Source organism: Micromonospora tulbaghiae (genome assembly GCF_900091605.1).
GTDB classification, from domain to species: domain Bacteria; phylum Actinomycetota; class Actinomycetes; order Mycobacteriales; family Micromonosporaceae; genus Micromonospora; species Micromonospora tulbaghiae.
In genome coordinates this window covers 93,444-115,985 of record NZ_FMCQ01000003.1, presented here as the reverse complement: position 1 = coordinate 115,985, position 22,542 = coordinate 93,444, and the positions used below count along the sequence as shown (strand labels likewise).

At 74.4% G+C, this 22,542-nt stretch carries 20 protein-coding genes; 6 read left to right on the top strand and 14 right to left on the bottom strand.

Annotated features, from left to right (window positions below; genetic code table 11):
• Positions 1–139 precede the first annotated feature (139 nt).
• Genes GA0070562_RS09475 through mtrA form a run of 4 tightly spaced genes read right to left on the bottom strand, consistent with a single transcriptional unit; the run spans position 140 to position 5,099 of the window.
• A complete protein-coding gene (locus tag GA0070562_RS09475; RefSeq protein WP_091418723.1) occupies positions 140–844 on the bottom strand; it encodes a ComF family protein in 705 nt (234 codons plus the stop codon).
• A gap of 7 nt (positions 845–851) precedes the next feature.
• Positions 852–2,651 carry an LpqB family beta-propeller domain-containing protein gene (locus GA0070562_RS09470; protein ID WP_091418721.1) on the bottom strand — a complete coding sequence of 600 codons (1,800 nt, stop codon included), beginning with the start codon at positions 2,649–2,651 and terminating at the stop codon, positions 852–854.
• Positions 2,648–4,396 (bottom strand): MtrAB system histidine kinase MtrB, encoded by a 1,749-nt coding sequence (mtrB, locus tag GA0070562_RS09465; protein ID WP_225853380.1) that lies wholly within the window; start codon positions 4,394–4,396, stop codon positions 2,648–2,650. Before mtrB ends, GA0070562_RS09470 begins: the two co-directional genes overlap by 4 nt.
• Positions 4,397–4,409: 13 nt before the next feature.
• Complete coding sequence (gene mtrA / locus GA0070562_RS09460) at positions 4,410–5,099, bottom strand: MtrAB system response regulator MtrA (protein ID WP_091418719.1); 690 nt, start codon at positions 5,097–5,099, stop codon at positions 4,410–4,412.
• Between the two features lie 215 nt (positions 5,100–5,314).
• Here mtrA and GA0070562_RS09455 point away from each other — a divergent pair, with 215 nt between their 5' ends.
• From GA0070562_RS09455 to GA0070562_RS09435, 5 genes are read left to right on the top strand one after another with little or no spacing between them, the layout of a single operon-like run.
• Positions 5,315–6,160 carry a hypothetical protein gene (locus tag GA0070562_RS09455; RefSeq protein ID WP_091418716.1) on the top strand — a complete coding sequence of 282 codons (846 nt, stop codon included), beginning with the start codon at positions 5,315–5,317 and terminating at the stop codon, positions 6,158–6,160.
• Entirely contained in the window at positions 6,157–6,753 is a 597-nt protein-coding gene (locus GA0070562_RS09450; protein WP_091418715.1) for a DUF4129 domain-containing protein, read from the top strand. The genes GA0070562_RS09455 and GA0070562_RS09450 overlap by 4 nt, the downstream gene beginning before the upstream one ends.
• Complete coding sequence (locus tag GA0070562_RS09445; protein WP_091418712.1) at positions 6,750–8,054, top strand: DUF4350 domain-containing protein; 1,305 nt, start codon at positions 6,750–6,752, stop codon at positions 8,052–8,054. The genes GA0070562_RS09450 and GA0070562_RS09445 overlap by 4 nt, the downstream gene beginning before the upstream one ends.
• Complete coding sequence (locus tag GA0070562_RS09440; RefSeq protein ID WP_091418710.1) at positions 8,051–9,028, top strand: AAA family ATPase; 978 nt, start codon at positions 8,051–8,053, stop codon at positions 9,026–9,028. The genes GA0070562_RS09445 and GA0070562_RS09440 overlap by 4 nt, the downstream gene beginning before the upstream one ends.
• The gene (locus GA0070562_RS09435; RefSeq protein WP_091418708.1) at positions 9,025–10,335 is read left to right on the top strand and encodes a DUF58 domain-containing protein; all 1,311 of its coding nucleotides are present in this window, start codon (positions 9,025–9,027) and stop codon (positions 10,333–10,335) included. Before GA0070562_RS09440 ends, GA0070562_RS09435 begins: the two co-directional genes overlap by 4 nt.
• Here GA0070562_RS09435 and GA0070562_RS09430 read toward each other — a convergent pair.
• Positions 10,313–11,266, bottom strand: a complete 954-nt coding sequence (locus tag GA0070562_RS09430; RefSeq protein ID WP_091418705.1) for a stage II sporulation protein M — start codon at positions 11,264–11,266, stop codon at positions 10,313–10,315. The two genes, GA0070562_RS09435 and GA0070562_RS09430, sit on opposite strands and share 23 nt — an antisense overlap.
• A 41-nt stretch (positions 11,267–11,307) precedes the next feature.
• On the opposite strand from GA0070562_RS09430, the gene GA0070562_RS09425 reads away from it, so the two are divergent.
• Positions 11,308–12,276, top strand: a complete 969-nt coding sequence (locus GA0070562_RS09425) for an RDD family protein (protein ID WP_225853381.1) — start codon at positions 11,308–11,310, stop codon at positions 12,274–12,276.
• A gap of 7 nt (positions 12,277–12,283) precedes the next feature.
• Here GA0070562_RS09425 and efeB read toward each other — a convergent pair whose 3' ends face one another.
• From efeB to GA0070562_RS09380, 9 genes are all read right to left on the bottom strand, one after another.
• Positions 12,284–13,606 (bottom strand): iron uptake transporter deferrochelatase/peroxidase subunit, encoded by a 1,323-nt coding sequence (gene efeB, locus GA0070562_RS09420; protein WP_091418699.1) that lies wholly within the window; start codon positions 13,604–13,606, stop codon positions 12,284–12,286.
• Entirely contained in the window at positions 13,603–14,733 is a 1,131-nt protein-coding gene (gene efeO / locus GA0070562_RS09415; RefSeq protein WP_091418697.1) for an iron uptake system protein EfeO, read from the bottom strand. The genes efeB and efeO overlap by 4 nt, the downstream gene beginning before the upstream one ends.
• Before the next feature lie 29 nt (positions 14,734–14,762).
• Positions 14,763–15,674, bottom strand: a complete 912-nt coding sequence (efeU, locus tag GA0070562_RS09410) for an iron uptake transporter permease EfeU (RefSeq protein ID WP_091420172.1) — start codon at positions 15,672–15,674, stop codon at positions 14,763–14,765.
• 177 nt (positions 15,675–15,851) lie between these two features.
• Positions 15,852–17,351, bottom strand: a complete 1,500-nt coding sequence (gene ahcY / locus GA0070562_RS09405; RefSeq protein ID WP_091418695.1) for an adenosylhomocysteinase — start codon at positions 17,349–17,351, stop codon at positions 15,852–15,854.
• Positions 17,352–17,639: 288 nt separating this feature from the next.
• Entirely contained in the window at positions 17,640–18,800 is a 1,161-nt protein-coding gene (gene manA, locus GA0070562_RS09400; RefSeq protein ID WP_091418693.1) for a mannose-6-phosphate isomerase, class I, read from the bottom strand.
• Positions 18,801–18,803: 3 nt separating this feature from the next.
• Positions 18,804–19,826 (bottom strand): cation diffusion facilitator family transporter, encoded by a 1,023-nt coding sequence (locus GA0070562_RS09395; RefSeq protein ID WP_091418690.1) that lies wholly within the window; start codon positions 19,824–19,826, stop codon positions 18,804–18,806.
• Positions 19,827–19,854: 28 nt separating this feature from the next.
• The gene (locus GA0070562_RS09390) at positions 19,855–21,051 is read right to left on the bottom strand and encodes an SIS domain-containing protein (protein WP_091418688.1); all 1,197 of its coding nucleotides are present in this window, start codon (positions 21,049–21,051) and stop codon (positions 19,855–19,857) included.
• Positions 21,048–21,254 (bottom strand): Trm112 family protein, encoded by a 207-nt coding sequence (locus tag GA0070562_RS09385; RefSeq protein WP_091418686.1) that lies wholly within the window; start codon positions 21,252–21,254, stop codon positions 21,048–21,050. The genes GA0070562_RS09390 and GA0070562_RS09385 overlap by 4 nt, the downstream gene beginning before the upstream one ends.
• Positions 21,255–21,453: 199 nt before the next feature.
• Positions 21,454–22,449, bottom strand: coding sequence for a hypothetical protein (locus GA0070562_RS09380; protein ID WP_091420169.1), 996 nt, complete (start codon positions 22,447–22,449; stop codon positions 21,454–21,456).
• Positions 22,450–22,542: the final 93 nt, after the last annotated feature.

Genomic DNA, 22,542 nt, shown 5'->3' with positions numbered 1-22,542 from the left:
GCCGGGGAAGGTTGGATCCTCACTACCCCCGACACCGAAACGCTAACTCCTGTACGGCCAACCGTCACCCCTGGTTGCCGAAGGCGGTCGCGAAATTTAACAGCTCATACACCATGGGGTGAAACGGATACACGAAGCGTCACCGGCGGTGCCGCTTTTGCGTTGCGGCGAGCACCGCCGCGGCCTTTGGCGTCATTCCCGCGCCGTGCAACATCCGGCTCACCGCCGCCAACGTGGCGCCGGTGGTGACGATGTCGTCGAGCAGCACGACGCTCTCCCCCGGCCGGCGCCCGGTGAGCGGGCGGCGCAACCGGAACGCGGTCTCGGCCGCCGCGGCCCGCCCGGCGCTGTCCAACTCCACCGAGTCGGTCCGGGGCAGCGCCCGTAGCGGGCGCAGCACGCGTACCGGCCAGCCGGCCGCGCGTAACCGGGCCGCCGCCGGCCGGACCAGCCGGTCCAGGTGGTCGCCGTAGCGGGCCCGGGCGGCGCGGGCGGTATCAGGCACCGCGACCAGCGTCACCGGGCCGGGTGGCCCCGCCGCCGCGGCGACCACCTCGGCGAGCAGCGCGCCCAACGGCCGGGCCAGCCCGTGCCGGCCCTTTTCCTTGTACGCCAGCAGCCCCTCGCGCAACGCGCCCCCGTACGGGCCGAGCGCGACGCAGGGCGGCAGGCCGGGCGGAGCCGGATCGGGCCGGGCGGGTGCGGGACGCAGCGACTCCAGTTCCCGCACGCAGCCGGGGCAGAAGCCGTGCCGCAGCCGTACCGATCCCGCGCCGCAGCCCGCACACCCGGCGGGCAGCACCAGGTCGGTCAGGTCCGACCAGAGCCCGCCCAGATCACGCACGGGCGGCTCAGTAGAGGAAGAACGGTGCGGTCGGGTTGGTCGCCCGGCTGCCCGACGGCACGTCGAGCACCTGCTCCCGCTTGACGTAGTCGAACGGGTTGTTCCGCCAGGCCGCGCCGTCCGTCTCGAACATGAACGAGAACGTGGCCAGGCCGCGGTCGCCGCCGCCCGGATACCCGGCGAGCTGGGTCACCGGGGCACCGATCTCCACCGCCAGCGGGGTCTCCCAGGCGCCGTCGACGCTGAGCTGGTGGATCGCCGAGCGCCGGTCCGCCTCGTTGCCGGCCAGCGCCAGCTCGTTCTCCGCCACCCAGTCCACCACCGTCACCCCGGTGAGCAGCGTGGTCACCCGGCGGGGCTGCCCGAGGCTGACCACGCCACCGTCGACGCTCACCGCGGCGACGAAGACCGCGCCGCCGGAGGCCAGCGCGATCCGGTGCCCGTCGAGGGAACCGGCGACAGCCGTCACCGGCCCGGGAACGGACAGCGGGATCTCGCTCGTCCGGCCCGCGCCGTCGAACCGGTAGAGCCGGCCGTCCGCCGCCACCAGGCCGGCCGGGCGGGCCTTGTTCAGCGACCGCAGCCAGGTGGGGCGGCTCATCGTCCGGAACGTGCGGTCGCCGGGGTTCAGTGTCGTGACCGGATCCGGGCCGGTGCCCACCTTGAGCCGCCTGCGGTTGTCCGGCCCGGTCACCACGAGCGCGGCGAGCACCTGGTCGTCGGCGCGGGCGAGCGACGCGGAGACCACGTTGCGGTTCTCCGCGGGCGGCAGCGGCACGGCGGCCCGCGACTCGTTGCCGAACGCCAGGGGACGGACGGCGCCGTCGTAGACGGCGAACCGCATGGGATCGCCGCCGCGTGGATAGGCCGCGGTGGAGACGCGCTCGCGCCGCAGGTCGACGGTGAGCCGCTTCTGGTTCTGGATCTTCAGGTCGACCTGGCCGTCCAGGTCCGACAGGGACCACGCCAGCTGGGTGCCGAGCCGGGTCAGCCGCTGCTCGTTGGCGCCCGGCATGTTGAGGTTGATCTCCCAGTGGCCGTCCGCGCCGGTCGCGTTGTTGATCAGCTGGGTGCCGTCGGGCAGCCCGGTCACGCCGGGGGCCAGCCAGTCCGACGGGCGGTCGGCCAGCCACTTCATCACCTCGGTGATCCGGCGCTCGGTCGGTGCCGACGAGGGCAGGTAACGCTGGTCCGGCACCAGCCGGGTCAGGTCGGTGTTCCAGAAGTAGACGGTGCGGGGACGGTAGTACTCACGCATCGCCGAGTCGCTGGCCAGCAGCACGTTCGGCAGCTCGGTGATCAGCAGGCCGGTGCCGGCCGGTTCGGCCCGGCGCAGCTCGAAGACGTACTGCGTCTCGCTCGCCACCGGCGGGCCGAGCGTGCCGTCGGCACGCAGCACGCCCACCTGCTGCACCTTGAGCGTCACGGTGCTGGTGCCCTGGTTGTTGGGCGGCGTGCTCTCCGGCTTCTCCCGCAGCCGGACCACTGTCAGCTCGACCTCGCTGGTCTGCGGCTTGCCCGGTAGCAGGTCGCGGGCCTCCGCGGCGAGGAACTTCCGGGCCCGGGCGTACGCCTGGTCGCGTTCCCCTGCGGCGGCGGCCCGCAGGTAGTTCTCGATGAACGGCACCGGCTCGCTGCTGTCGGCCGGTTCGGGCGGCCGGGCCGGGCTGCCGTTGAGCGCACCGGACTCGGCGGCCGGCACCGAGCCGTCCACCTGCACGTCTGTCTGATCCGGAATGCCGCATCCGGCGAGCGCGGCCGGCAGCAGCGCGCCGGTCAGCAACAGGGCCAGGACGCGGCGGTTCACGGGCGTGCCTCCGCGTGGTCGCCGCCGGCCGGTCCGGCGGTCAGCGCAGCGACGCCACCGCCGGGCCCGATGGCGGGCGGCCCGCCGTCGCGGGGGCCGCCGAACGGCACCGTGGCGTCGGCCGGCACCAGCCGCAGCGGGGAGGTGGTGAGCCGGTCCCCGGCCCGGGCGGGCAGGGTGAGCCGGAACTGCGCGCCCTGCCCCGGCGCGCCCCACGCCTCCAGCCAGCCGCCGTGCAGGCGGGCGTCCTCCAGGCTGATCGACAGGCCCAGCCCGGTGCCGCCGGTCTGCCGGGCGCGCGACGGGTCGGCCCGCCAGAAGCGGTTGAACACCAGCTTCTCCTCCCCCGGTTTGAGGCCCACGCCGTGGTCCCGCACGGTGATCGCCACCGCGCTCTGGTCCTGGCCCAGGGTGATCCGTACCGGCTTGGCCTCGCCGTGCTCGACCGCGTTGCCGACCAGGTTGCGCAGCACCCGCTCGACGCGGCGCGGGTCGACCTCGGCGATCACCGGAGTGTCCGGCAGGTCCAGCTCGATGGTGACCCCGACCCGCTCGGCCAGCCCGGCCAGCCGCTCGGTCACCCGGTGCACCACCGGCACCAGGTCGGTCGGCTCGCTGTCCAGCACCGCGAAACCGGCGTCGAACCGGCTGATCTCCAGCAGGTCGGTGAGCAGTTCCTCGAACCGGTCCAGCTCGGCCTGGAGCAGTTCGGCGCTGCGGGCCACCGCGGGATCGAACTCGTCGCGCTCGGCGAAGATCAGGTCGGCGGCCATCCGTACCGTGGTCAGCGGTGTCCGCAGTTCGTGCGAGACGTCGGAGGTGAACCGGCGTTGCAGCCGGGACATCTCCTCCAGCCGGAGGATCTGCCGTTGCAGGTTCGTCGCCATCTGGTTGAACGAGGCGGCCAGCAGGGCCAGGTCGTCCTCGCCGGAGACCACCATGCGCTGGTCGAGCAGGCCGGCGGAGAGCCGCTGCGCGGTGCGCGCGGCCACCCGTACCGGCGTCACCACCAGGCGGGTGACCAGCGCGGCCAGCAGGCCGAGCAGCAGCACCAGCGCGACGCCGGTCGCGACCACCGTGGCCCGGGCGTCGGCCGCCGTCGCGTCCTGCCGGGCCAGGGGTACGAGGTAGTAGAGCTCGACCTGCCCGAACTTGGTGGGCACCGGGGAGCCGTAGACGAGGTATTTCGTCCGCTCGCCGCCGAGCGAGCCGGTACGGATCTGGTGTGCGACCTTGCCGGAGGCGACCGTGGCCCGCAGCTCGTCGCCGATCACCGTGCCCACCGGCACCTCGGGCGTGGTACGCGGCTCGATGAACTCGGCGAAGTTGTCGGCGGTGATCGCCACCACCACGCCGCTGGTCTGGGTGGGGTCTCCCCCGGCCAGGTAGTTGACGGTGCCGTCGATGGTGTTCTGGAGCTGCGCCTCCTGCGGCTGGCTGTAGAGGTTGAACTGCTTGGCCGCGTACTCGCTGCCGTTGCTCAGCCGCAGCCGCACGTCGGTCTCGGCGTTCTCCAGCAGGATGCTCGTGATCTTGTCGGCGATCAGATAGGCGAAACCGCCCACCAGCAGACTCGACGCCACCAGCGTGATGGTGACCACACGGACCTGCAGCGACCGCCGCCACGCCTGGTGCACCGCTGCCACCAGGCGGGCGACCCGGCCGCTCAGGGCGAGCCAGAGAGCCCGCACGGCGTGGAGCCGGCGGGGCGCGGCGGGCGGCGACTCGGGCAGCGAGGTCAGCACAGTGCTGACCAGGCTATCCGGTGCCCGCCTTGTAGCCCACGCCCCGCACGGTCAGGATGATTTCGGGTCGCTCCGGATCCGGTTCGATCTTGGCGCGCAGCCGCTGCACGTGCACGTTGACCAGGCGGGTGTCCGCCGCGTGGCGGTAGCCCCAGACCTGCTCCAGCAGCACCTCGCGGGTGAAGACCTGACGCGGCTTGCGGGCGAGCGCGACCAGCAGGTCGAACTCCAGCGGCGTCAGCTTCACCTCCTCGCCGTCGCGGCTGACCGTGTGGGCCGGCACGTCGATGGTGATCTGGTTGCCGGTCGGGCCGATGGTCAGCATCTCCGGCGCCACGTCCTCGCCCCGGCGCAGCCGGGCCCGCATCCGGGCCACCAGCTCCTTGGGCTTGAACGGCTTGACCACGTAGTCGTCGGCGCCGGACTCCAGCCCGAGCACCACGTCCACGGTGTCGCTCTTGGCGGTCAGCATCACGATCGGCACGCCGGACTCGCCCCGGATGGCGCGGGCCACGTCGATGCCGCTCATGCCCGGCAGCATCAGGTCGAGCAGGACGATGTCGGGTCGGTTGTCGCGGAACGCGGCCAGCGCCCGTTCGCCGTCCGCGACGAAGGACGGCACGAAGCCCTCGCTGCGCAGCACGATGCCGAGCATCTCGGCGAGGGCGGGGTCGTCGTCGACCACGAGTACCCGGGCTCTCATGGGGTTTATCGTTCCATCCCCGTTCGTCTGGAGTGTTCGGCGTCTCCACGAGACCGTAGCGCCGAGCGGCCCCGCGCACCACAGCAAGCCGGCGTGGCCGCCCAGCGTGGCGCGCCGGGGCGGACGGGTCCACCGGATGCGGACCCGCCGTGCAACCATGATCCCCCGGGCGTCGCCCCGCCCGCCACCTCCGCTCGCCCCGCCCAGGAGTACGCGTGCCCGACGCCGGCCCGACCGCGGTGCTGCCGCGCCGTCCGCTGACCGTCGGGGAGCTGCTCGACGCGGCCGTGCTGCTGCTGCGCGACCAGGCCCGGGTGCTCGTCCCGCTCGCCCTCCTGCTGGCGCTCGCCGAACAGGCGGTGCTCCACCCGCTGCGGATGCTCGCCGGGGCCGAACCGCCGTACTGGTGGCCGGCGGAGTTCGACGGCTCCCTCGCCGGATACTGGCTGCTGCTGGCGGCCGGCGCGGGCACCGAAGCCGCGATCGTCGCGCTGCTCGGCGCCCCGGCCGCGCGCGGCGCCGGCGCGGCGCTGCTGGGGCGCCGTCCCGCACCGTCGGAGCTGCTGCGCGGCGCCCGCGTCGGCGTGACGCTACCGGCCGCCGTCCTGGTCGGGCTGACCGTCACCGCCGCCGGACTGACCGGGCCGGGCTGGTTCCTGGCGTACGCGCTGCTCGGCCTGGTGGTGCCGGTGCTGGTGCTGGACGGGGTGCCCGCGCACCTGGCGCCCTGGCGGGCGGCCCGCCTGGCCGGCCGGGTCAGCGCGCGGGCCGCCGCGATCCGGCTGCTGGGCTACCTGGGCTGGTGGCTGATCCGGCTCGGCATCGGGCTGGGCCTCTACCAGGGCCTCGACATGCTGGGCCTGTTCGACGTCTCGGCCTGGGCGCTGCCGGTGACGATCGCCGCCTTCACCGCGGTGAACGCGCTGGCGTACCCGGCGCTCGCCTGCCTCGACGCGGTGCTGCACCTGGAGACCCGGATCCGCACCGAAGGGCTGGACATCCGGCTCTCCCGCGCGCCGGCCGGCGTACCGGAACCGGTCCTGCTGGCGGCGCACCGGTGAGCCGGTGGTGGACCGAGACGGTAGCGGCCCTCGGTGACGTGGTGCCGCTGCCGCTGGCCGCGCTGATCCTGCTGGCGGTCGCGCTGCTGGTGGCGTTGGGCTGGTATTTCTTCCCGGCCTGGGTGCCCCGGCGGCTGCCCCGGCTCAGTCTCCCCCGGCTACGGCGCCCACGGCTGCCCCGGTTCCGCCTGCCCCGCTTCCGGCGGCGTCGCCGGAGCCGCACCGACCCGCCGCCGGTACGGCTGCCCGCGCCCCGGACCCCGGAACCCGCGCCGGCCGGCGGGCTCGGGTCGGCCGACCGGCTGGCGGCCGAGGGCCGGTACGCCGAGGCGGTCCGGGAGCGGCTGCGCGAGATGGTCCGGCTGCTGGTCCTCCGGCAGGTGGTGGAGCCCCGCCCCGGGCTCACAGTCGTCGAGCTGACCGAGGCGGCGGCCCGCACCCGGCCGCAGGTGCGGCCGACGCTGAACGCGGCCGGGGCGATCTTCTCGGACCTCTGGTACGCCCAGCGCCCCGCGACCGCCGCGCACGACCGGCGGATGCGTGAACTCGTCACCGACCTGAGTCGCGAGCTGACCGGGGAGGAGCCACGGTGACCGCCACAGTCGTACCGGAGACCGCGACGACGGCGGCGGCCACGGCGGCGCCGCGCCGCCGTACGTACCGGTTGCTCGTCCCGCTCGGGCTCGCAGTTCTGCTGATCGTGACCACGCTCGTGCTGCGCGCGGTCGACCGGCCCGACGCGGACGAGCCCGGTTTCCTGTCCCCGGTCGCCACCGACGACGACGGTGGCAGCCGGCTCGCCGAGGCGCTGCGTACGCAGGGCGTGCCGGTGCGCCGGGAGACGGACCTGGCGGCGGCGCTGCGTACCGCCGGAGCCGAGCCGAGCACGCTGTTCGTGCCCGCGCCCGGGCTGGTGCACCCGGACCTGCTCGACGGGCTGACCACCCTGCCGCCCGGCAGCCGGCTGGTGCTCGTCGAGCCCTCCAGGCGGGTGCTCGCCGAACTGGACACCGCGATCGAGCCGGCCGGCGGGCGCTGGGCCGCCCGGGCGGTACCGCCGGACGCGGACGGCACGCCGTGCCCGCTGCCCGAGGCGGTCCGGGCCGGTACGGCCGCCGTCGACCTCCAGCGTTACGCCGGCCCGGCCGAGGTGGACCACTGCTACGGCGGCGCGCTGCTGCGCGCCCCCGGCCGGGTCGAGGTGGTGCTGGCCGGCGCCAGCGACCCGTTCCGCAACGACCGGATCGGCGAGTGGGGCAACGAGGCGCTCGCCACCGGCCTGCTCGGCGGCGGCCGCCCGCTGGTCTGGCTCGACCTGCCCGAGCCGGTTCCGGCCCCGACGCGCCCGAGCTGGTCCCCGGATCCGGCCACCGAGGAGCCCGCCCCGGCCGGCAGCGGCCGGTCGGAACGGCCCGACCCGCCCGACCGCGCCGACCCGCCCCGGGAGAACCCGCTCTGGGGCGCCTTCCCGCAGTGGTTCTGGGCCCTCCTGGTGCAGCTCGCCCTGGCCGGGCTGCTGGTGGTGCTGTGGCGGGCCCGCCGGCTCGGGCCGCCGGTCTCGGAGCCGCTGCCGGTGACCGTCCGATCCGCCGAGACGGTACGCGGCCGGGCGCGGCTCTACCGCCGGGCGGGCGCCCGGGGCACGGTCGCCGGGACGCTGCGCGCCGGCGCGCTGGAACGGCTGACGACCCGCCTCAACCTGCCCCCGGACACGCCCGGCGACGAGGTGGCCGCCCGGGTCGCCGAGCGCGCCGGCGCCGACCCGGAGCGGGTGGCCGACCTGCTCTACGGCCCCGCCCCGGAGAAGGACCGCGAGCTGCTGGAGCTGGCCCGCGAACTGGACGCCCTGACCCGTACCCTGGCCCCGCATCCCAGCGAAGGAGACCTCCGGTGACCGGACCCGTCACGACCACCGCCCCGTCCGGCGCCCGCGCCGCCCTGCACCGGCTGCGCGCCGAGGTGGCGAAGGCCGTCGTCGGGCAGGACGCCGTGGTCACCGGCCTGGTGATCGCGTTGCTCTGCCGGGGGCACGTGCTGCTGGAGGGCGTACCGGGGGTGGCCAAGACGCTGCTGGTCCGGACCCTGGCCGCCGCGCTCGACCTGGACGCCAAGCGGGTGCAGTTCACCCCCGACCTGATGCCCGGCGACGTCACCGGCTCGCTGATCTTCGACCAGCGGACCGCCGCGTTCACGTTCCGGGAGGGGCCGGTCTTCACCAACCTGCTGCTCGCCGACGAGATCAACCGCACGCCGCCCAAGACGCAGTCGGCGCTGCTGGAGGTGATGGAGGAGCGGCAGGTCTCCGTCGAGGGCGAGCGTCGTCCGCTGCCCGACCCGTTCATCGTCGCGGCCACCCAGAACCCGGTCGAGTACGAGGGCACCTACCCGCTGCCCGAGGCGCAGCTCGACCGCTTCCTGCTCAAGCTGACCGTGCCGCTGCCGGAGCGGGAGGAGGAACTGGGCGTGCTGCGCGCGCACCACGCCGGTTTCGACCCGCGCGACCTGCGCGCGGCGGGCGTACGCCCGGTGGCCGGCGTGGCGGACCTGGCCGCCGCCCGGGCCGAGGTCCGCGGGGTGCACGTGGCCGAGCCGGTGCTCGGTTACATCGTGGACCTGTGCCGGGGCACCCGGTCCGCCCCGGCGCTGGAGCTGGGCGCGTCGCCCCGGGGCGCCACCGCGCTGCTGAACACCGCCAAGGCGTGGTCCTGGCTGGCCGGCCGCGACCACGTCACCCCCGACGACGTCAAGGCGGTCGCCCGGCCCACGCTGCGGCACCGGCTGCGTCCGCGTCCGGAGGCGGAGCTGGAGGGCGTGACCGTCGACGCCGTGCTGGACTCGGTGCTGGCCACCGTGCCGACGCCGCGATGACCTGGCGGGCGGGCCTGCTGCTCGGCGTGGGCGCGCTGACCCTGCCGGCCTGGCCGGCGCCGTTCCTCGGCGTCGCCGTGCTGACCGCGGCGGTGCTGCTGCTGGTGCTGCTCGACCGGGCGATGGCGGTCCCGCCGGACGCGCTCACAGTGACCCGGTCCGGGGAGCGCACGGTCCGCCTCGGCGCCACCGCCACCGTCACCCTGCACCTGGCCAACCCGACCGACCGCACGCTGTACGCCCAGATACGCGACGCCTGGGTGCCGTCGGCCGGGGCGCGCCCCGACGTGCCGCCGGATCGCCTGCTCACCGTGCCGCCCGGTGGCACCGCGACGCTGCCGGTCCGGCTCACCCCGACCCGGCGCGGCGACCGGCCGGCGGTGGCGCTGACCGTACGGTCGCTCGGGCCGATGCGCCTGGGCGCCCGGCAACGCGCCGGAACGCCCGCCACGCCACGGTGGACGCTGCGGGTGCTGCCCCGTTTCGACTCCCGCCGGCACCTGCCGGAGAAGCTGGCCCGGCTGCGGGTCATCGACGGTGTGCAGGTGACCCGCGGGCGCGGTCACGGCACCGAGTTCGACACACTCCGCGAGTACGCGGTGGGCGACGACGTCCGCTCGATCGACTGGCGGGGCAGCGCCCGCCGGGCCGACGTGCTGGTGCGCACGTGGCGCCCGGAGCGGGACCGGCGCCTGGTCTGCGTCCTGGACACCGGCCGCACGTCGGCGGTACGCCTCGGCGACGAGCCCCGGCTCGACACCGCCATCGACGCGGCGCTGCTGCTCACCGCGCTCGCCGCCCGGGCCGGTGACCGGGTGGACCTGCTGGCGGCGGACACCGAGATCCGGGCCCGGGTGACCGGCAGCGGCCGTCCGGCGCTGCTCGCCCGGCTGGTCGACGCGGTGGCGCCGTTGCAGCCCGCGCTGGCCGAGACCGACTTCGAGCTGATCGCCGCCGAGGTGCTGCGCCGGGAGCGGCAGCGCAGCCTGGTGGTGCTGTTCACCGCGCTGGAGGCGGGCGCGATCGGAGACGGGCTGCTGCCGGTGCTGCCCCGGCTGGCGACCCGGCACCGGGTGGTGCTGGCCGCCGCAGGTGATCCGGTGCTGAACCGGCTCGCCACTGCCACCCCGGCCGGCCCGGACGACCCGTACGCGGCCGCGTCGGCGTTGCGGGCGCTGGCCGAACGGGACCGGGTGCGCGCCGCCCTGTCGCGCTACGGCGTAACTGTGGTGGACGTACCGGGGCACCGGCTGGCTCCGGCCGTCGCCGACACGTATCTGCGGCTCAAGTCCCTCGGCCAGCTCTGACCGCGCGCCTTCCGAGCACCAGCGCGTACGCCAGGAACGCCAGCCACACGGCGGCGCCGGCGGCCACCCGCAGCGCGACCGGCACCGGCGCCGGGGTCACGAACGCCTCGATCAGCGCGGAGACCGCGAAGACGCCGACCAGGCCGGCCGCGACCACGACGGCGAGCCGTCCCGCCTCGGCGACCGCCCGGCCGCGCCCGAGGTGCGCGGGCGGGGCGATCCACGCCCAGGCGGTCCGCAGTCCGACCCCGGCGGCGACGAAGATGCCGGTCAGCTCCAGCAGCCCGTGCGGGGTGATCATGCCGAAGAAGACGTCCGCCCGGCCGTAGGAGATCATCACGCCGCCGACCACGCCGATGTTGAGCGCGTTCTGCCACAGCAGCCAGAGCACCGGAACCACGAGCACGCCGGCGGCCAGACACTGGGCGGCCAGCCAGGCGTTGTGCGTCCACAGGTGGAACGCGAACGTGGGCGCGGCGAACTCGGTGTAGTAGCCGGCGAAACCGGAGTCCACGAGCTGCCGCGCCGCCTCGGGGCCGACGAACGCGGCGGCGGTGTCCGGGTTGCCGGCGACGAACCAGATGAGGAAGGCGCTCAGGGCGCTGAACGCGGTGGCCACGCCGCACCACCAGGGCCAGGCCCGGTAGAGGGCGGCGGGCAGGTCGGCGGCCAGGAACCGGCCCACCGCCGCCCAGGACAGCCGGGGCCGGCCGGTGACCCGGGCCCGGGCTGCGAGGACCAGGTGGGACAGCCGGTTCACCAGCACCGGCTCGGGCGCCCGGGCGCGCAGCGCGGAGAGGTGCGTGGCGCTGCGCTGGTAGAGCGCCACCAGTTCGTCGACCTCGGCCGCGTCGAGGCGGCGCCGGCCGGTCAGGTGTTCCAGCCGCCGCCATTCGGCGCCGTGCTCGGCCACGTACGCGTCGAGATCCACTCAGCCTCCCCCGTTCGGCGTCCATGGTGTTCACTGTCGGGGTGCGCGCGCAACCTCCCCCACCGCCCCGTTGGGCCGACGCCGGTCTGGTCAGCGGCGAGGCGGTGGAGCTGGACGTCCGGGTGGCCCGGCTGGGCTCCCGGGTGCTCGCCCTGCTGATCGACGCCGTGATCCAGCTCGCGCTGTTTCTGCTGCTCGGCGCGGTGCTGGCGATGGTGGCGCTCGCCCTGCTGGGGGATCTCCTCGACACCGCGCTGGCCGGCGCGCTCCAGACCGTGCTGCTGGTGCTGGTCCTGCTCGGCTATCCGGTGGTGATGGAACGCTTCGCCGGTGGCCGGACGGTGGGCAAGCTGGCCGTGGGGCTGCGCGTGGTCCGGGCCGACGGCGGTCCGGTGGGGGTGGGCCAGTCGCTGACCCGGGCGCTGGTCGGTGTCGCGGTGGAGTGGCCCGGTCTGGTGCTGCCGCTGCTGAGCTGGGTCGCGAGCGTCACGGTGATGCTCACCGACCCGCGCGGCCGGCGGCTGGGCGACCTGGTCGCCGGCACGCTCGTGGTGCACAGCCGAGGCGCCGCGCTGTGGCGGCCGCTGCCGCCGGCTCCGCCGCCGCTGCTGGCCTGGGCGACCACTCTCGATCTGACCCGGTTCGACGACGGGCTGGCGCTGGCCGCCCGGCAGTACCTGGATCGGCTGCCTCAGCTCGCCGAGCCGGACCGCTCCCGGCTGGGCCGGGCGCTGTGGGCGGAGGTCGCGGCGGTCACCTCGCCGCCTCCGCCGTGGTCCGCGCCGGACTGGGTCTACCTGTCCGCCGTGCTGGCCGAGCGGGGGCGCCGGGCCGCGCTCCGGCTGGGCCGCGCCCGGACGGTCACCGCCACGCTCTGGCCGGAGCTGGTCCCGGCCCCGGCCACGGTGCTGCACGCCGTCGCGCCGGCCGCCCTGCGTCCCGCCGCGCCGGCCACCGGCCGGTTGCGGTCCGCCGTCCCGGACGCGGGCCCCGATCCGGTACGCCGCTGAGCCGGGCTCAGGCGAACAGCGCCCGCCCCCACCAGTCGGCGGCGTCGCGTACGCCGGGCGGGCAGGCGAACAGGCCGCTGGAGACGTGCCGCAGGTACTCGTTCATCGCGTCGTTGCGGGCCAGCCGGGTCTGGATCGGCACGAACTGCCGGCGCGGATCCCGCTGGTAGGCGATGAAGAACAGGCCGGCGTCGAGCCGGCCCAGCCCGTCGGAGCCGTCCACGAAGTTGTAGCCGCGGCGCAGCAGGCGGGCGCCGTTGTTCGCGTCCGGGTGGGCCAGTCGTACGTGCGCGGTGTCGGCGATGAGCGGCTCGCCGTCGTCGCCCTTCGCGGCGAAGTCCGGCTCGTCGAACTCGTCGCGGCGGCCCAGTGGGGCGCCGCTGCCCTTGGTCCGGCCGACGATCGTCTCCTGCTCGGCCAGCGGGCTGCGGTCCCACGTCTCGATCAGCATCCGGATCTTCCGGGTGACCAGGTAGGAGCCGCCGGTCATCCAGTCCGGGCCGTCGCCGGGTTGCACCCAGAGCTGGTCGCGGAGCAGGCCGGCGTCCTCGGCCTTGAGGTTGGCGGTGCCGTCCTTGAAGCCGAACAGGTTGCGGGGTGTGGCCTGGTCCCGCGACGTCGAGGAGGTACGCCCGAAGCCGAGCTGCGACCAGCGGACGCTCACCACGCCCATGCCGATCCGGGCCAGGTTGCGGATGGCGTGCACCGCCACCTGAGGGTCGTTGGCGCAGGCCTGGACGCAGAGGTCCCCGCCGGACAGCTCCGGCCGCAGCGCGTCACCGGCGAAGTGCGGCAGGTCGGCGAGGGCGGCCGGACGCCGGGCGGCGATGCCGAAGCGGTCCCGGCCCTGCGCGTCGCGGAACAGCGACGGCCCGAATCCCACGGTGAGGGTGAGCTGCGACGGGGGCAGTCCGAGCGCCTCGCCGGTGTCGTCCGGCGGGGCCTCCGGCATGCCGCCGACCGCGCCGATCACCCCGGCGTCCTTGCCGGCGGTCATCCGGGCCGCGGCGGCGGTCCACTCCTGGAGCATCGCGACCAGCCGGTCCCGGTCCTTGGTGACCACGTCGAACGCGACGAAGTGCAGCCGGTCCTGGGCGGGGGTGGTGACGCCGGCCTGGTGCTCGCCGAGGAACGGCACGGAACCGGCCGCCGATCCGGTGGCGGAGGCCTCGTTCCCGCCGGCGAGCAGGGCACCCGCGCCGCCCGCCACCCCGGCGACTCCGGCCACGCCGACGCCGGCCAGGGTCATCGCGCGGCGTCGGGACAGGCGGCGGCCGGTCCGCCGGCTGTTCGGCTCGCTCGTCGCGTCACCGCCGTCCGGGCCGGTCATCGCGCGACGGCCGCCGCGACCTTGCTGACCGGCTCGGCCAGCGCGTTCACCGCGTCCGACAGCTCCTTCAGCTCGACCTTGCCGAGCTGGGTGTGCAGCTTCCAGCCGTCCCCGGCCCGGTGCCGCCCGAGCGTGGCCTCCACGTTCGCGAACTCGCTGTCGAGCTGCTTGACCAGGTCGGGCGCGCGCTGTTCCAGCGCCGGGCGCAGCGCGGCGACGGCCGCCTTCGAGCCCTCCAGGTTGGCGTTGAAGTCCCAGAGGTCGGTGTGCGAGTAGCGCTCCTCCTCGCCGGTGATCTTGCCGCTGGCGACCTCGTCAAGCAGCGCCTTGGCGCCGTTGGCGAGCTGGAGCGGGGTGAGCTTCTCGGCGTCCGCCTTGGCGACGATCGCCTTCACGTCGACCAGGAGCCGGTCGGCGACGGCGCCGTCCTTGCTCACGTCCCCTGTGGTCCAGAGGTCCTTCTCGATCCGGTGGAAGCCGGTGAACTCCATGCCCTCCTCGACCACCTCCTCGCGGCCGTCGATCTTCGGGTCGAGGTCGCCGAAGCTCTCCGCGACCGGCTCGATCCGCTCCCAGTAGGTGCGGGCCACCGGGTACAGCGCCTTGGCCTTGGTCACGTCGTTCGCCTTGACCGCCGCCACGAACTCCTCTGTCTTCGTCAGCAGGGCGGCGGTCTGGCTGCGCACGTACCGCTGGTAGCTCTCGGTGGCCTGGGTCAGCGCGGCGTCCGGGGCGACTGTCGCGGCGGTGCCGGAGACCTTCAGTGCGCCCCGGATGCCCCGGCCGCTCATCCCCGGCTTGCAGGCCGTCTCGTACGTGCCGGCGGCCAGCTCGACCCGCAGCTCGCGGCTGAGCCCCGGGGCGATGTTCTCCACCTCGCCCATCACCCGGTCGCCGGCCGCGTAGACGTAGAACTCGTTGACCTTGGAGCCGGTGTTCGTCACCTTGAAGGTCACCTGGCCGGCGTCGATCTCGGTGTCGCCGACCTCACAGACGGTGTCGGTGGCCTTGACGGCGATCGGACCGCCGTTCGTGGCGTCGGCGTCGTCACCGCCCCCGCAGCCGGCCAGTCCGGCGACGGCGAGCAGCCCGGCGGCGGCGGGCGCGACGAGTCGAGTGGTACGCATCGTGCGGGGTCTCCTCGGAAGCGGGCGGGTCAGGAGCGGGGGGACGGAACGGCGGCTACGTCGGCCGGCGCGGCGGCGGGGACCGCCGTGTCCGGCTGGGCCGGCTGGGCGGGCTGCACGGGCCGGGCGGGCTGGGCCGGCTTGCGCAGGAAGAGGACGAGCACCGGCACCGCGTACGCGACCCAGGCGACCAGCTCCAGCACTGTCGGCGCGGCGGTGACGTTGAACATGCCGGCGAGCAGCGCGCCGTACCAGGAACCCGGGTCGAGCGTGGTGGAGATGTCGAAGGCGAGGTCGTTCAGGCCGGGCAGCACGCCCGCCTCCTGGAAGTCGTGCACGCCGTACTTGAGGATGCCGGCGGCGACCAGGATGAGCAGCGCGCCGGTCCAGGTGAAGAACCGGCTCAGGTTGATCCGCACGGCGCTGCGGTAGAGCAGGAATCCGATCACGACGGCGGTGGCGATGCCCCCGGCCAGGGCGAGCAGCGAGCCGGGCCCGGTGCCACCGGCCGCGCTCTCGGCGGCGGCGTAGAAGATCAACGCCGTCTCCAGGCCCTCGCGGATCACGGCGAGGAACGCCATCCCGGCGACGGCCAGGGAGCCGACAGCGAGCGCGTCGGTGAGCTTGCCGCGCAGCTCACCGGCGATGGTGCGGGCGGCCCGGCGCATCCAGAAGATCATCCAGGTCACGAAGACCACTGCGGCGACCGAGGTGACCGCCTCGAACAGCTCGCGCGACTCGGAGGTGCGCAGCAGCGAGGTGGAGGTGTACTGGATCAGCGAGCCGAAGCCGACGGAGAGCGCCACGGCCAGGCCGACGCCGGCCCACACCTGCGGCAGCCGGTCCCGGCGCTGCGACTTGACCAGGAAGGCGACGAGGATGCTGACCACGAGCGTCGCTTCCAGACCCTCGCGCAGGCCGATCAGGTACGTGGCGAACATCAGCACTCCGTCGTCGCTAAGTTAGGGCAGGCATACCTTGCTCCTGTTCACAGCAAACGTCAAGCTGATCCGGGTAACGTCACCCGGTTCGACATCCGACGGCCTTCCCCCGTACGCGAAAAGGGACCGGGACGGCCGCGCGGCGGCCGGCCCCGGTCCCTTCTCCGAGCGTGGAACTCAGTAGCGGTAGTGGTCCGACTTGAACGGGCCCTCCGGGGAGACGCCCAGGTAGGCGGCCTGCTCCTTGGTGAGCGTGGTCAGCTTCGCGCCGAGCGCGTCCAGGTGCAGCCGGGCGACCTTCTCGTCCAGGTGCTTGGGCAGCACGTAGACGCCGATCGGGTATTCCTCGGTCTTGGTGAACAGCTCGATCTGGGCGATCGTCTGGTTGGCGAACGAGTTCGACATCACGAAGCTCGGGTGGCCGGTGGCGTTGCCCAGGTTCAGCAGGCGGCCCTCGGAGAGCACGATGATCGCGTGGCCGTCGTCGAAGCGCCACACGTCGACCTGCGGCTTGATGTTCTCCCGCGTCACGTCGCTGCGCTTGGCCAGGCCGGCCATGTCGATCTCGTTGTCGAAGTGGCCGATGTTGCCCACGATGGCCTGGTGCTTCATCCGGGCCATGTGCTCGTTGGTGATGACGTCGAAGCAGCCGGTCGCGGTGATGAAGATGTCGGCCTGCTCCACCACGTCGTCGAGCGTGGCGACCTGGTAGCCGTCCATCGCCGCCTGCAGCGCGCAGATCGGGTCGACCTCGGTCACCACGACCCGGGCGCCCTGGCCGCGCAGCGACTCGGCGCAGCCCTTGCCCACGTCGCCGTAGCCCATGACGACAGCCATCTTGCCGCCGATCAGCACGTCGGTGGCGCGGTTGATGCCGTCGATGAGCGAGTGGCGGCAGCCGTACTTGTTGTCGAACTTGCTCTTGGTCACCGAGTCGTTGACGTTGATGGCCGGGAAGAGCAGCGTGCCGGCGCGGTGCATCTCGTAGAGCCGGTGCACGCCGGTGGTGGTCTCCTCGGTGACGCCCTTGATGTCGGCGGCGATCCGGGTCCAGCGCTGGCCGTCCTCGGCCAGCGAGCGGTGCAGCAGTTCGAGGATGACCGCATACTCCTCGGAGTCGGCGGACTCGACCGGCGGCACGACGCCGGTCTTCTCGAACTCGGCGCCCTTGTGGACGAGCAGGGTGGCGTCGCCACCGTCGTCGAGGATCATGTTCGGGCCCTGCCCGTCCGGCCAGTTGAGCACCTGCTCGGTGCACCACCAGTACTCCGGCAGCGTCTCGCCCTTCCAGGCGTAGACCGGCACGCCGGCCGGGGCCTCCGGTGTGCCCTCGGGGCCGACCACCATCGCCGCGGCGGCGTGGTCCTGGGTGGAGAAGATGTTGCAGGACGCCCAGCGGACCTGCGCGCCGAGCGCGACAAGGGTCTCGATCAGGACGGCGGTCTGAACGGTCATGTGGAGCGAACCGGTGATGCGGGCGCCGGCCAGCGGCTGGGCCTCGGCGAACTCACGCCGGATCGCCATCAGGCCGGGCATCTCGTGCTCGGCGAGCCGGATCTCCTTGCGCCCGAACTCGGCGAGCGACAGATCCGCCACCTTGTAGTCGCCCTCGGCGAGGGTGCTCGGCCGGGCCTGCGACGACGCGCCGCTGGAGGCCGCCGGGAGGGTGCTGGTCATGGAAGCTCCTGTCGAACGATGGTGGTGCGCAGCCTTCCACCTTACGCTCGCGGGCCATTCGACCCGTGCCCGGTTGGCCGACCGCGCAATCGGCCGGTCGGCGGACAGCGCACGGGGCGGTCGGTCGTGAGCGGACTTTCCACTCACGGCCCGGCCGCCCCGTGCATCCCCCCGGTTTGGTTCCCCCGCACGTCACCGGACCTTCGTCGCGACAACGCTGCGTACCCATAGGGTCACACCACGCAGCGTGACCGTCAAGCCATTTCGGGAAAGTCGGACTTGTGCGGATCAGTGCATGCCGCAAGTGGCGACGAACGCCTCGCCTGCCCCGCCCACCGTCAGCGGGCCACCGGCCGCCGTCCCGACGGCCGCCTGACCCGCGTCCAGCGTGACCGTGCCCACGCCGTCGTCCACGGTCAGCTTCCCGGTCCGGCAGAGCACCACCCGCGGCCCCGGCAGCGTCAGCCGCACCCCCGGCGACCCGGCGGTCACCTCGACCCGGTGCAGCGCGAAGTCCTCCACCGGCACCGGCCAGGTCAGCACCCCCGGTTCCACCTGCTCCGGCCGCAGCACCGGCTGGGTCAGCACCTCGAACCGGAGCACCCGCAGCAGCTCGTCCACGTCGACCCGCTTCGCGGTGAACCCGCCGCGCAGCACGTTGTCGCTGGCCGCCATGATCTCCACGCCGGTGCCGTGCAGGTAGGCGTGCAGATTCCCGGCCGGCATCCAGATGCCCTCGCCCGGCGCCAGCCGGACATGGTGCAGCAGCAGCGCCACCACCACGCCCGGGTCGGCCGGATAGCCGGCCGCCAGCGTGCGCACCAGCGCGGCGTCCGCCGGCGCCGGACCCGCGTCCGCCCCCGCCAGCACGGCCGCCACCAGCCCGGCGCGCTCCGCCCGGGGCCAGCTCAACAGCAGGCGTACAGCCTCCCGCAGCCCCGCCGGCCCGTCGCGCAACGCCGCCACGACCGGCTCCAGCGCGGGTACGCCGAACGCGGCGATCGCCTCCGCCGACTCCCCCGGATCGCGGAAGCCGCAGAGCGCGTCGAACTCCGAGAGCGCCACCAGCAGCTCCGGCTTGTGGTACGGGTCCACGTAGTTGGCCCGCACCACGTCGGCGGCGTGCCCGGCGCGGGCCTGCTCGGCGTCCGGATGCGCCTGGAGGCTCAGCGGCGCGTCGGCCGCCAGCACCTTCAGCAGGAACGGCAGCCGCGTGCCGAACCGGCCGACCAGCCGCTCACCCAGCCAGTGGTCCGGCTCGGCCACCAGCAGTTCGGTGAGGCTGACCGGCCGGCCGTCCCGCTGCACGGTGGCCGGGGCGCCCGGATGGGCGCCCAGCCACAGCTCCGCCTCCGGCCCGTCGCTCGGCACCGGCCGCCCCTGCAACTCCGCGATCGCGGTGCGTGAGCCCCAGGCGTAGTCACGGATCCGGCCCTGCAACAACTCCATCGGTCAGCTCCCGGGCCGCCCGGCCACCTCGTCGGCCGCCTGCGTCCCACCACTGGTCACGGTCTCCGGGACGGCGGTGTCCGCCGCCTGCCCGGTGCCGGCCCGCTCGGCGGCGGGCGAGTAGATGTCCGGCTCCAGGTAGATCACCCGGGCGGTCGGCACATCGCGGCGGATCCGCGCCTCCACCGCGTTGATGTCGCGCGCCAGGTCCTGGGCCGTCTCCCAGGCCGGCACCGCGATCTTCGCCGCCACCATCAGCTCCTCCGGGCCGAGGTAGAGCGTCTTCATGTGGATGATCCGCTCCACCTCGGGACCGTCCGTCACAGCCTGCTCGATCTTGGCCAGCTCACTCTGTTCGGCGCCCTCGCCGAGCAGCAGGCTCTTGGTCTCGATCGCCAGCGTGATCGCGATGACCACGAGCAGGACGCCGATCATCGCGGTGCCCGCCGCGTCCCACATGCCGTTGCCGGTGATCAGCGTCATGCCGACGCCGAACAACGCGAAGACCAGACCGACCAGGGCGCCGAAGTCCTCCAGCAGCACCACCGGCAGCTCCGGGGCCTTGGCCCGGCGGATGAACCGGACCCAGGTCTGGTTGCCCCGGATCAGGTTGGACTCCTTGATCGCGGTACGGAAGGAGAAGCTCTCCATCACGATCGCCGCGACCAGCACCGCCACCGGCACCCACTGCCAGCTCTCGATCGGGTGCGGGTCCGACGCCTTGTGGTAGGCCTCGTAGAGCGCGAACAGGCCACCGATGCTGAACAGCACGATCGCCACGATGAACGCGTAGATGTAGCGCTCCCGGCCGTACCCGAACGGGTGCTGCGGCGTGGCCTGCCGCTTGGCCCGCCGGCCGCCGATCAGCAGCAGCCCTTGGTTACCCGAGTCGGCCACCGAGTGGATCGACTCGGCAAGCATCGACGACGAGCCGGTGAGGGCGAACGCGATGAACTTGGTGACGGCGATGCCGAGGTTCGCCGCCAGGGCGGCGACGATCGCCTTGGTGCCCCCGTTTGCGCTCATTCCCCGCCTCGCTCGATGCCCCGTGTGGTCACTGGTTCGCCAGCTCCTTCATCTCCGTGATGGCCGGTACCGCCATCGGGTCCAGCCCATGTGCCAGGGCCAGGTAGATCGAGGCGAAGTCGGGGACCGCGACCAGCGACGCGAGCCGTTCCAGCGCGGAGCCGCCCTCGGCGGTCACCACGTCGCAGCGCACCCCGCGCCGCTCGGCGAGCGTCTGCACCGCGTCCGCGCGGCGCTCCTCCACCGCCAGCGGCTCGTCGGTGTCGTCGTCGGCGTTGAGCCCGCCGTCACGCAGCAGCACCAGCCGCAGCCGGGTGCCGTCGGACTCGTCGTCGCCCGGGTCGGCGAAGATGTCCCGCTGGCCCTCGGCCAGGCCACCGAACACCCCGTCGAGCAGGCCGACGCGGCCCCGGCCCGCCTCGCCCAGCGCACCGGCGACCACCGGGTAGCGCGCGTTCGCGGACAGCGTGTCGCCGAACCGCCGGGCGGCCACGGTGGCCAGCGGGGACGAACCCCACACGATCGGGATCGAACCGGACAGGCCCAGCGCCAGCGACTTCGCCGGGTTGACGAAGGACTCGGCGGTCGGCCGGCATCGATCGGCGTCGGCGTCCAGCCGGGCCGCCGTCTCGGCCAGATCCGCCTCGTTGACCTTCACGAGCCCGAGGGTACGGGCGGCCAGCAGAACCGGCACGGTGAGCGCCCAGAGGCTGGCCCGGGCCGGCGCACGCCGGGGCACCGGGATGAACGGCGCACGCGCACGCTCCGCCACCGACTGGAGCTGCGAGTCGGGCGCGCCGACCGCGACGAGCCGGGCGCCGCGCCGGTGCGCCGCCTCGGCCGCACCCAGCGCCTCCGGGCTGCGACCGGACGCGCTCACCGCGATGACGACGTCCGCCGCGCCCACCCAGCCCGGCACGCCGGCGCTGCGGTGCGGGATGACCGGCACCGGGCAGCGCGGCCCGGCGACGGTGGCCAGCACGTCACCGGTACGTCCGGCGGTGCCGATGCCGGCGATGACCACCGCGCGGGGCCGTCCGTCGTCGGCGAGCACCGACAGGTTCGCCTCGGCGGCCAGCGCCGCCGACTCGCGCACCTGGGCGCCGGCGGACGCGGTGTGCCGGAGCATGCCGCCCGGATCCCGCTCGGAGAGCTGCGCCGCGTCGTCGAGCAGGGCCTCGTCGGCGTGCCGGTGGCCGCTGACCCCGGCCGTACCCTCCATCACCGCGACGACCCGCCCCGCGCCTCGTCGGCGGCGGGTCCACCGCGCGCCTCGTCCAGCAGGAGCACCGGGACGTCGTCCCGGACCTCGAAGATGCGACCGCACTCGGTGCAGGTGAGCGTCTGCGCCTGCGCGTCGTAGTCGAGCGGGGCGTGGTGCGTGTCCGGGCAGGCGAGGATGTCGAGCAACTGCGGGTCCAGGGCCACGGCGCGGCTCCTTCCACGTATGCGGTCTCACCGGTCGGCGGTGCCGGTCGGCGCACGCGATCTTATCGGCCGAGCGGCCCCGGCACCGGGCCCCGTTCGGCCCCGGTGTTCCGTCCTCCGGTCGGGCAGGTGGCGGCTATCGGGTCACGACGTGACCACCCAACGTCACGTTAACCCCGGGAGCCGGTCGGGTTCCGGCTCAGTCCGGCAAGCGGGGCAAGACACTCGTCGCGTCCCCGCCCGCCGGGGGCGGGGGCGGGGGCAGGGCGCTCGTCGCCTCCGGGCCCGCCGGCGCCGGTGACGCCGGGACGGACGCGGGCGCGCCGTACACGTTGCCGGCCGGGCGGGGCGGCGTCGCGGCCCCGTACACCGTGGGGGCCGGTCCGGGCGTGCCGGAGCGGTAGGTGGTGGTGCTGCGCGGCAGCGGGACCGGCGGGAGGTCGGCGGAGTTCGCGCCGCCGGTCCGGTCGGCGCGGTTGCGGCGCAGCAGCAGGACGATGAGGGCGGCGCCGACGAGCACCAGCCCGATACCGAACCACATGATCATGGAACCTCCGAACGACGAGTCGTCGGCCGCGGCGGTGGCCGGGGCGACGGCGGCGGCCACCGGCGACGTGTCGGCCACCTCGGCCGGCGTGGTCTCGCTCGCGCTGGGCGTCGGCGAGGGCTTGCGGGACGGGCTGGGGCTCGGTGTCCGCGGGGCGCCCACCAGCCGGGCCGACCCACCAGCCCGGCCGAGCACGTCGCCGTTGGCCGCGCTCGCCTCACCGGCCAGCTCCAGCCGCCCGCCGACGGTCCCGGCCAGGAACGACACCCGGTAACGCACGGTGACGCCCTTGCCCTTGCACAGCGGCCGGTCGACCGGAGCGACCGCGGCGGTGGCGACGGCGCCGCCGTCCCCGGAGACCTGCACCGGCACCCATCGGCCCCCGGACGCCACCTGCACCCGGACCTGGTCCGCCCGCAGGCCCTCCGACCGGAGCCCGATCGCGGTACGCAACTGCACGCAGCCGTCAGTGCGCTTGCGCACCTCGACCGCCACAGTGCCCGGCGGACCACCGGCGGTGAAGCTGTTCGCCGAGCGCAGTCCCACCCGGTCGTCGCGGGCCGACGCCGGTGACGCCGGGACGGCGATCAGGCCACCCAGCAGCGCGCCGACCATGGCCCACCGCGCCGCGTGCCGCCCTGCCGACATCTCCACCTCACCGTTGCGTCCGGACCGGATCCGCCGGTCAGGTTACTACCGGCCCCTCCAGGCACCCGCGCATCGAGCACGCCACATGTGTGC

Coding starts and splice junctions, on each gene's coding strand:
- mtrA (WP_091418719.1), bottom strand. CDS start 5,099: ATGAGAGCCCGGGTACTCGTGGTCGACGACGACCCCGCCCTCGCCGAG.
- manA (WP_091418693.1), bottom strand. CDS start 18,800: ATGGAGTTGTTGCAGGGCCGGATCCGTGACTACGCCTGGGGCTCACGC.
- GA0070562_RS09380 (WP_091420169.1), bottom strand. CDS start 22,449: ATGTCGGCAGGGCGGCACGCGGCGCGGTGGGCCATGGTCGGCGCGCTG.
- efeU (WP_091420172.1), bottom strand. CDS start 15,674: ATGTTCGCCACGTACCTGATCGGCCTGCGCGAGGGTCTGGAAGCGACG.
- ahcY (WP_091418695.1), bottom strand. CDS start 17,351: ATGACCAGCACCCTCCCGGCGGCCTCCAGCGGCGCGTCGTCGCAGGCC.
- efeO (WP_091418697.1), bottom strand. CDS start 14,733: ATGCGTACCACTCGACTCGTCGCGCCCGCCGCCGCCGGGCTGCTCGCC.
- efeB (WP_091418699.1), bottom strand. CDS start 13,606: ATGACCGGCCCGGACGGCGGTGACGCGACGAGCGAGCCGAACAGCCGG.
- GA0070562_RS09395 (WP_091418690.1), bottom strand. CDS start 19,826: ATGAGCGCAAACGGGGGCACCAAGGCGATCGTCGCCGCCCTGGCGGCG.
- GA0070562_RS09435 (WP_091418708.1), top strand. CDS start 9,025: ATGACCTGGCGGGCGGGCCTGCTGCTCGGCGTGGGCGCGCTGACCCTG.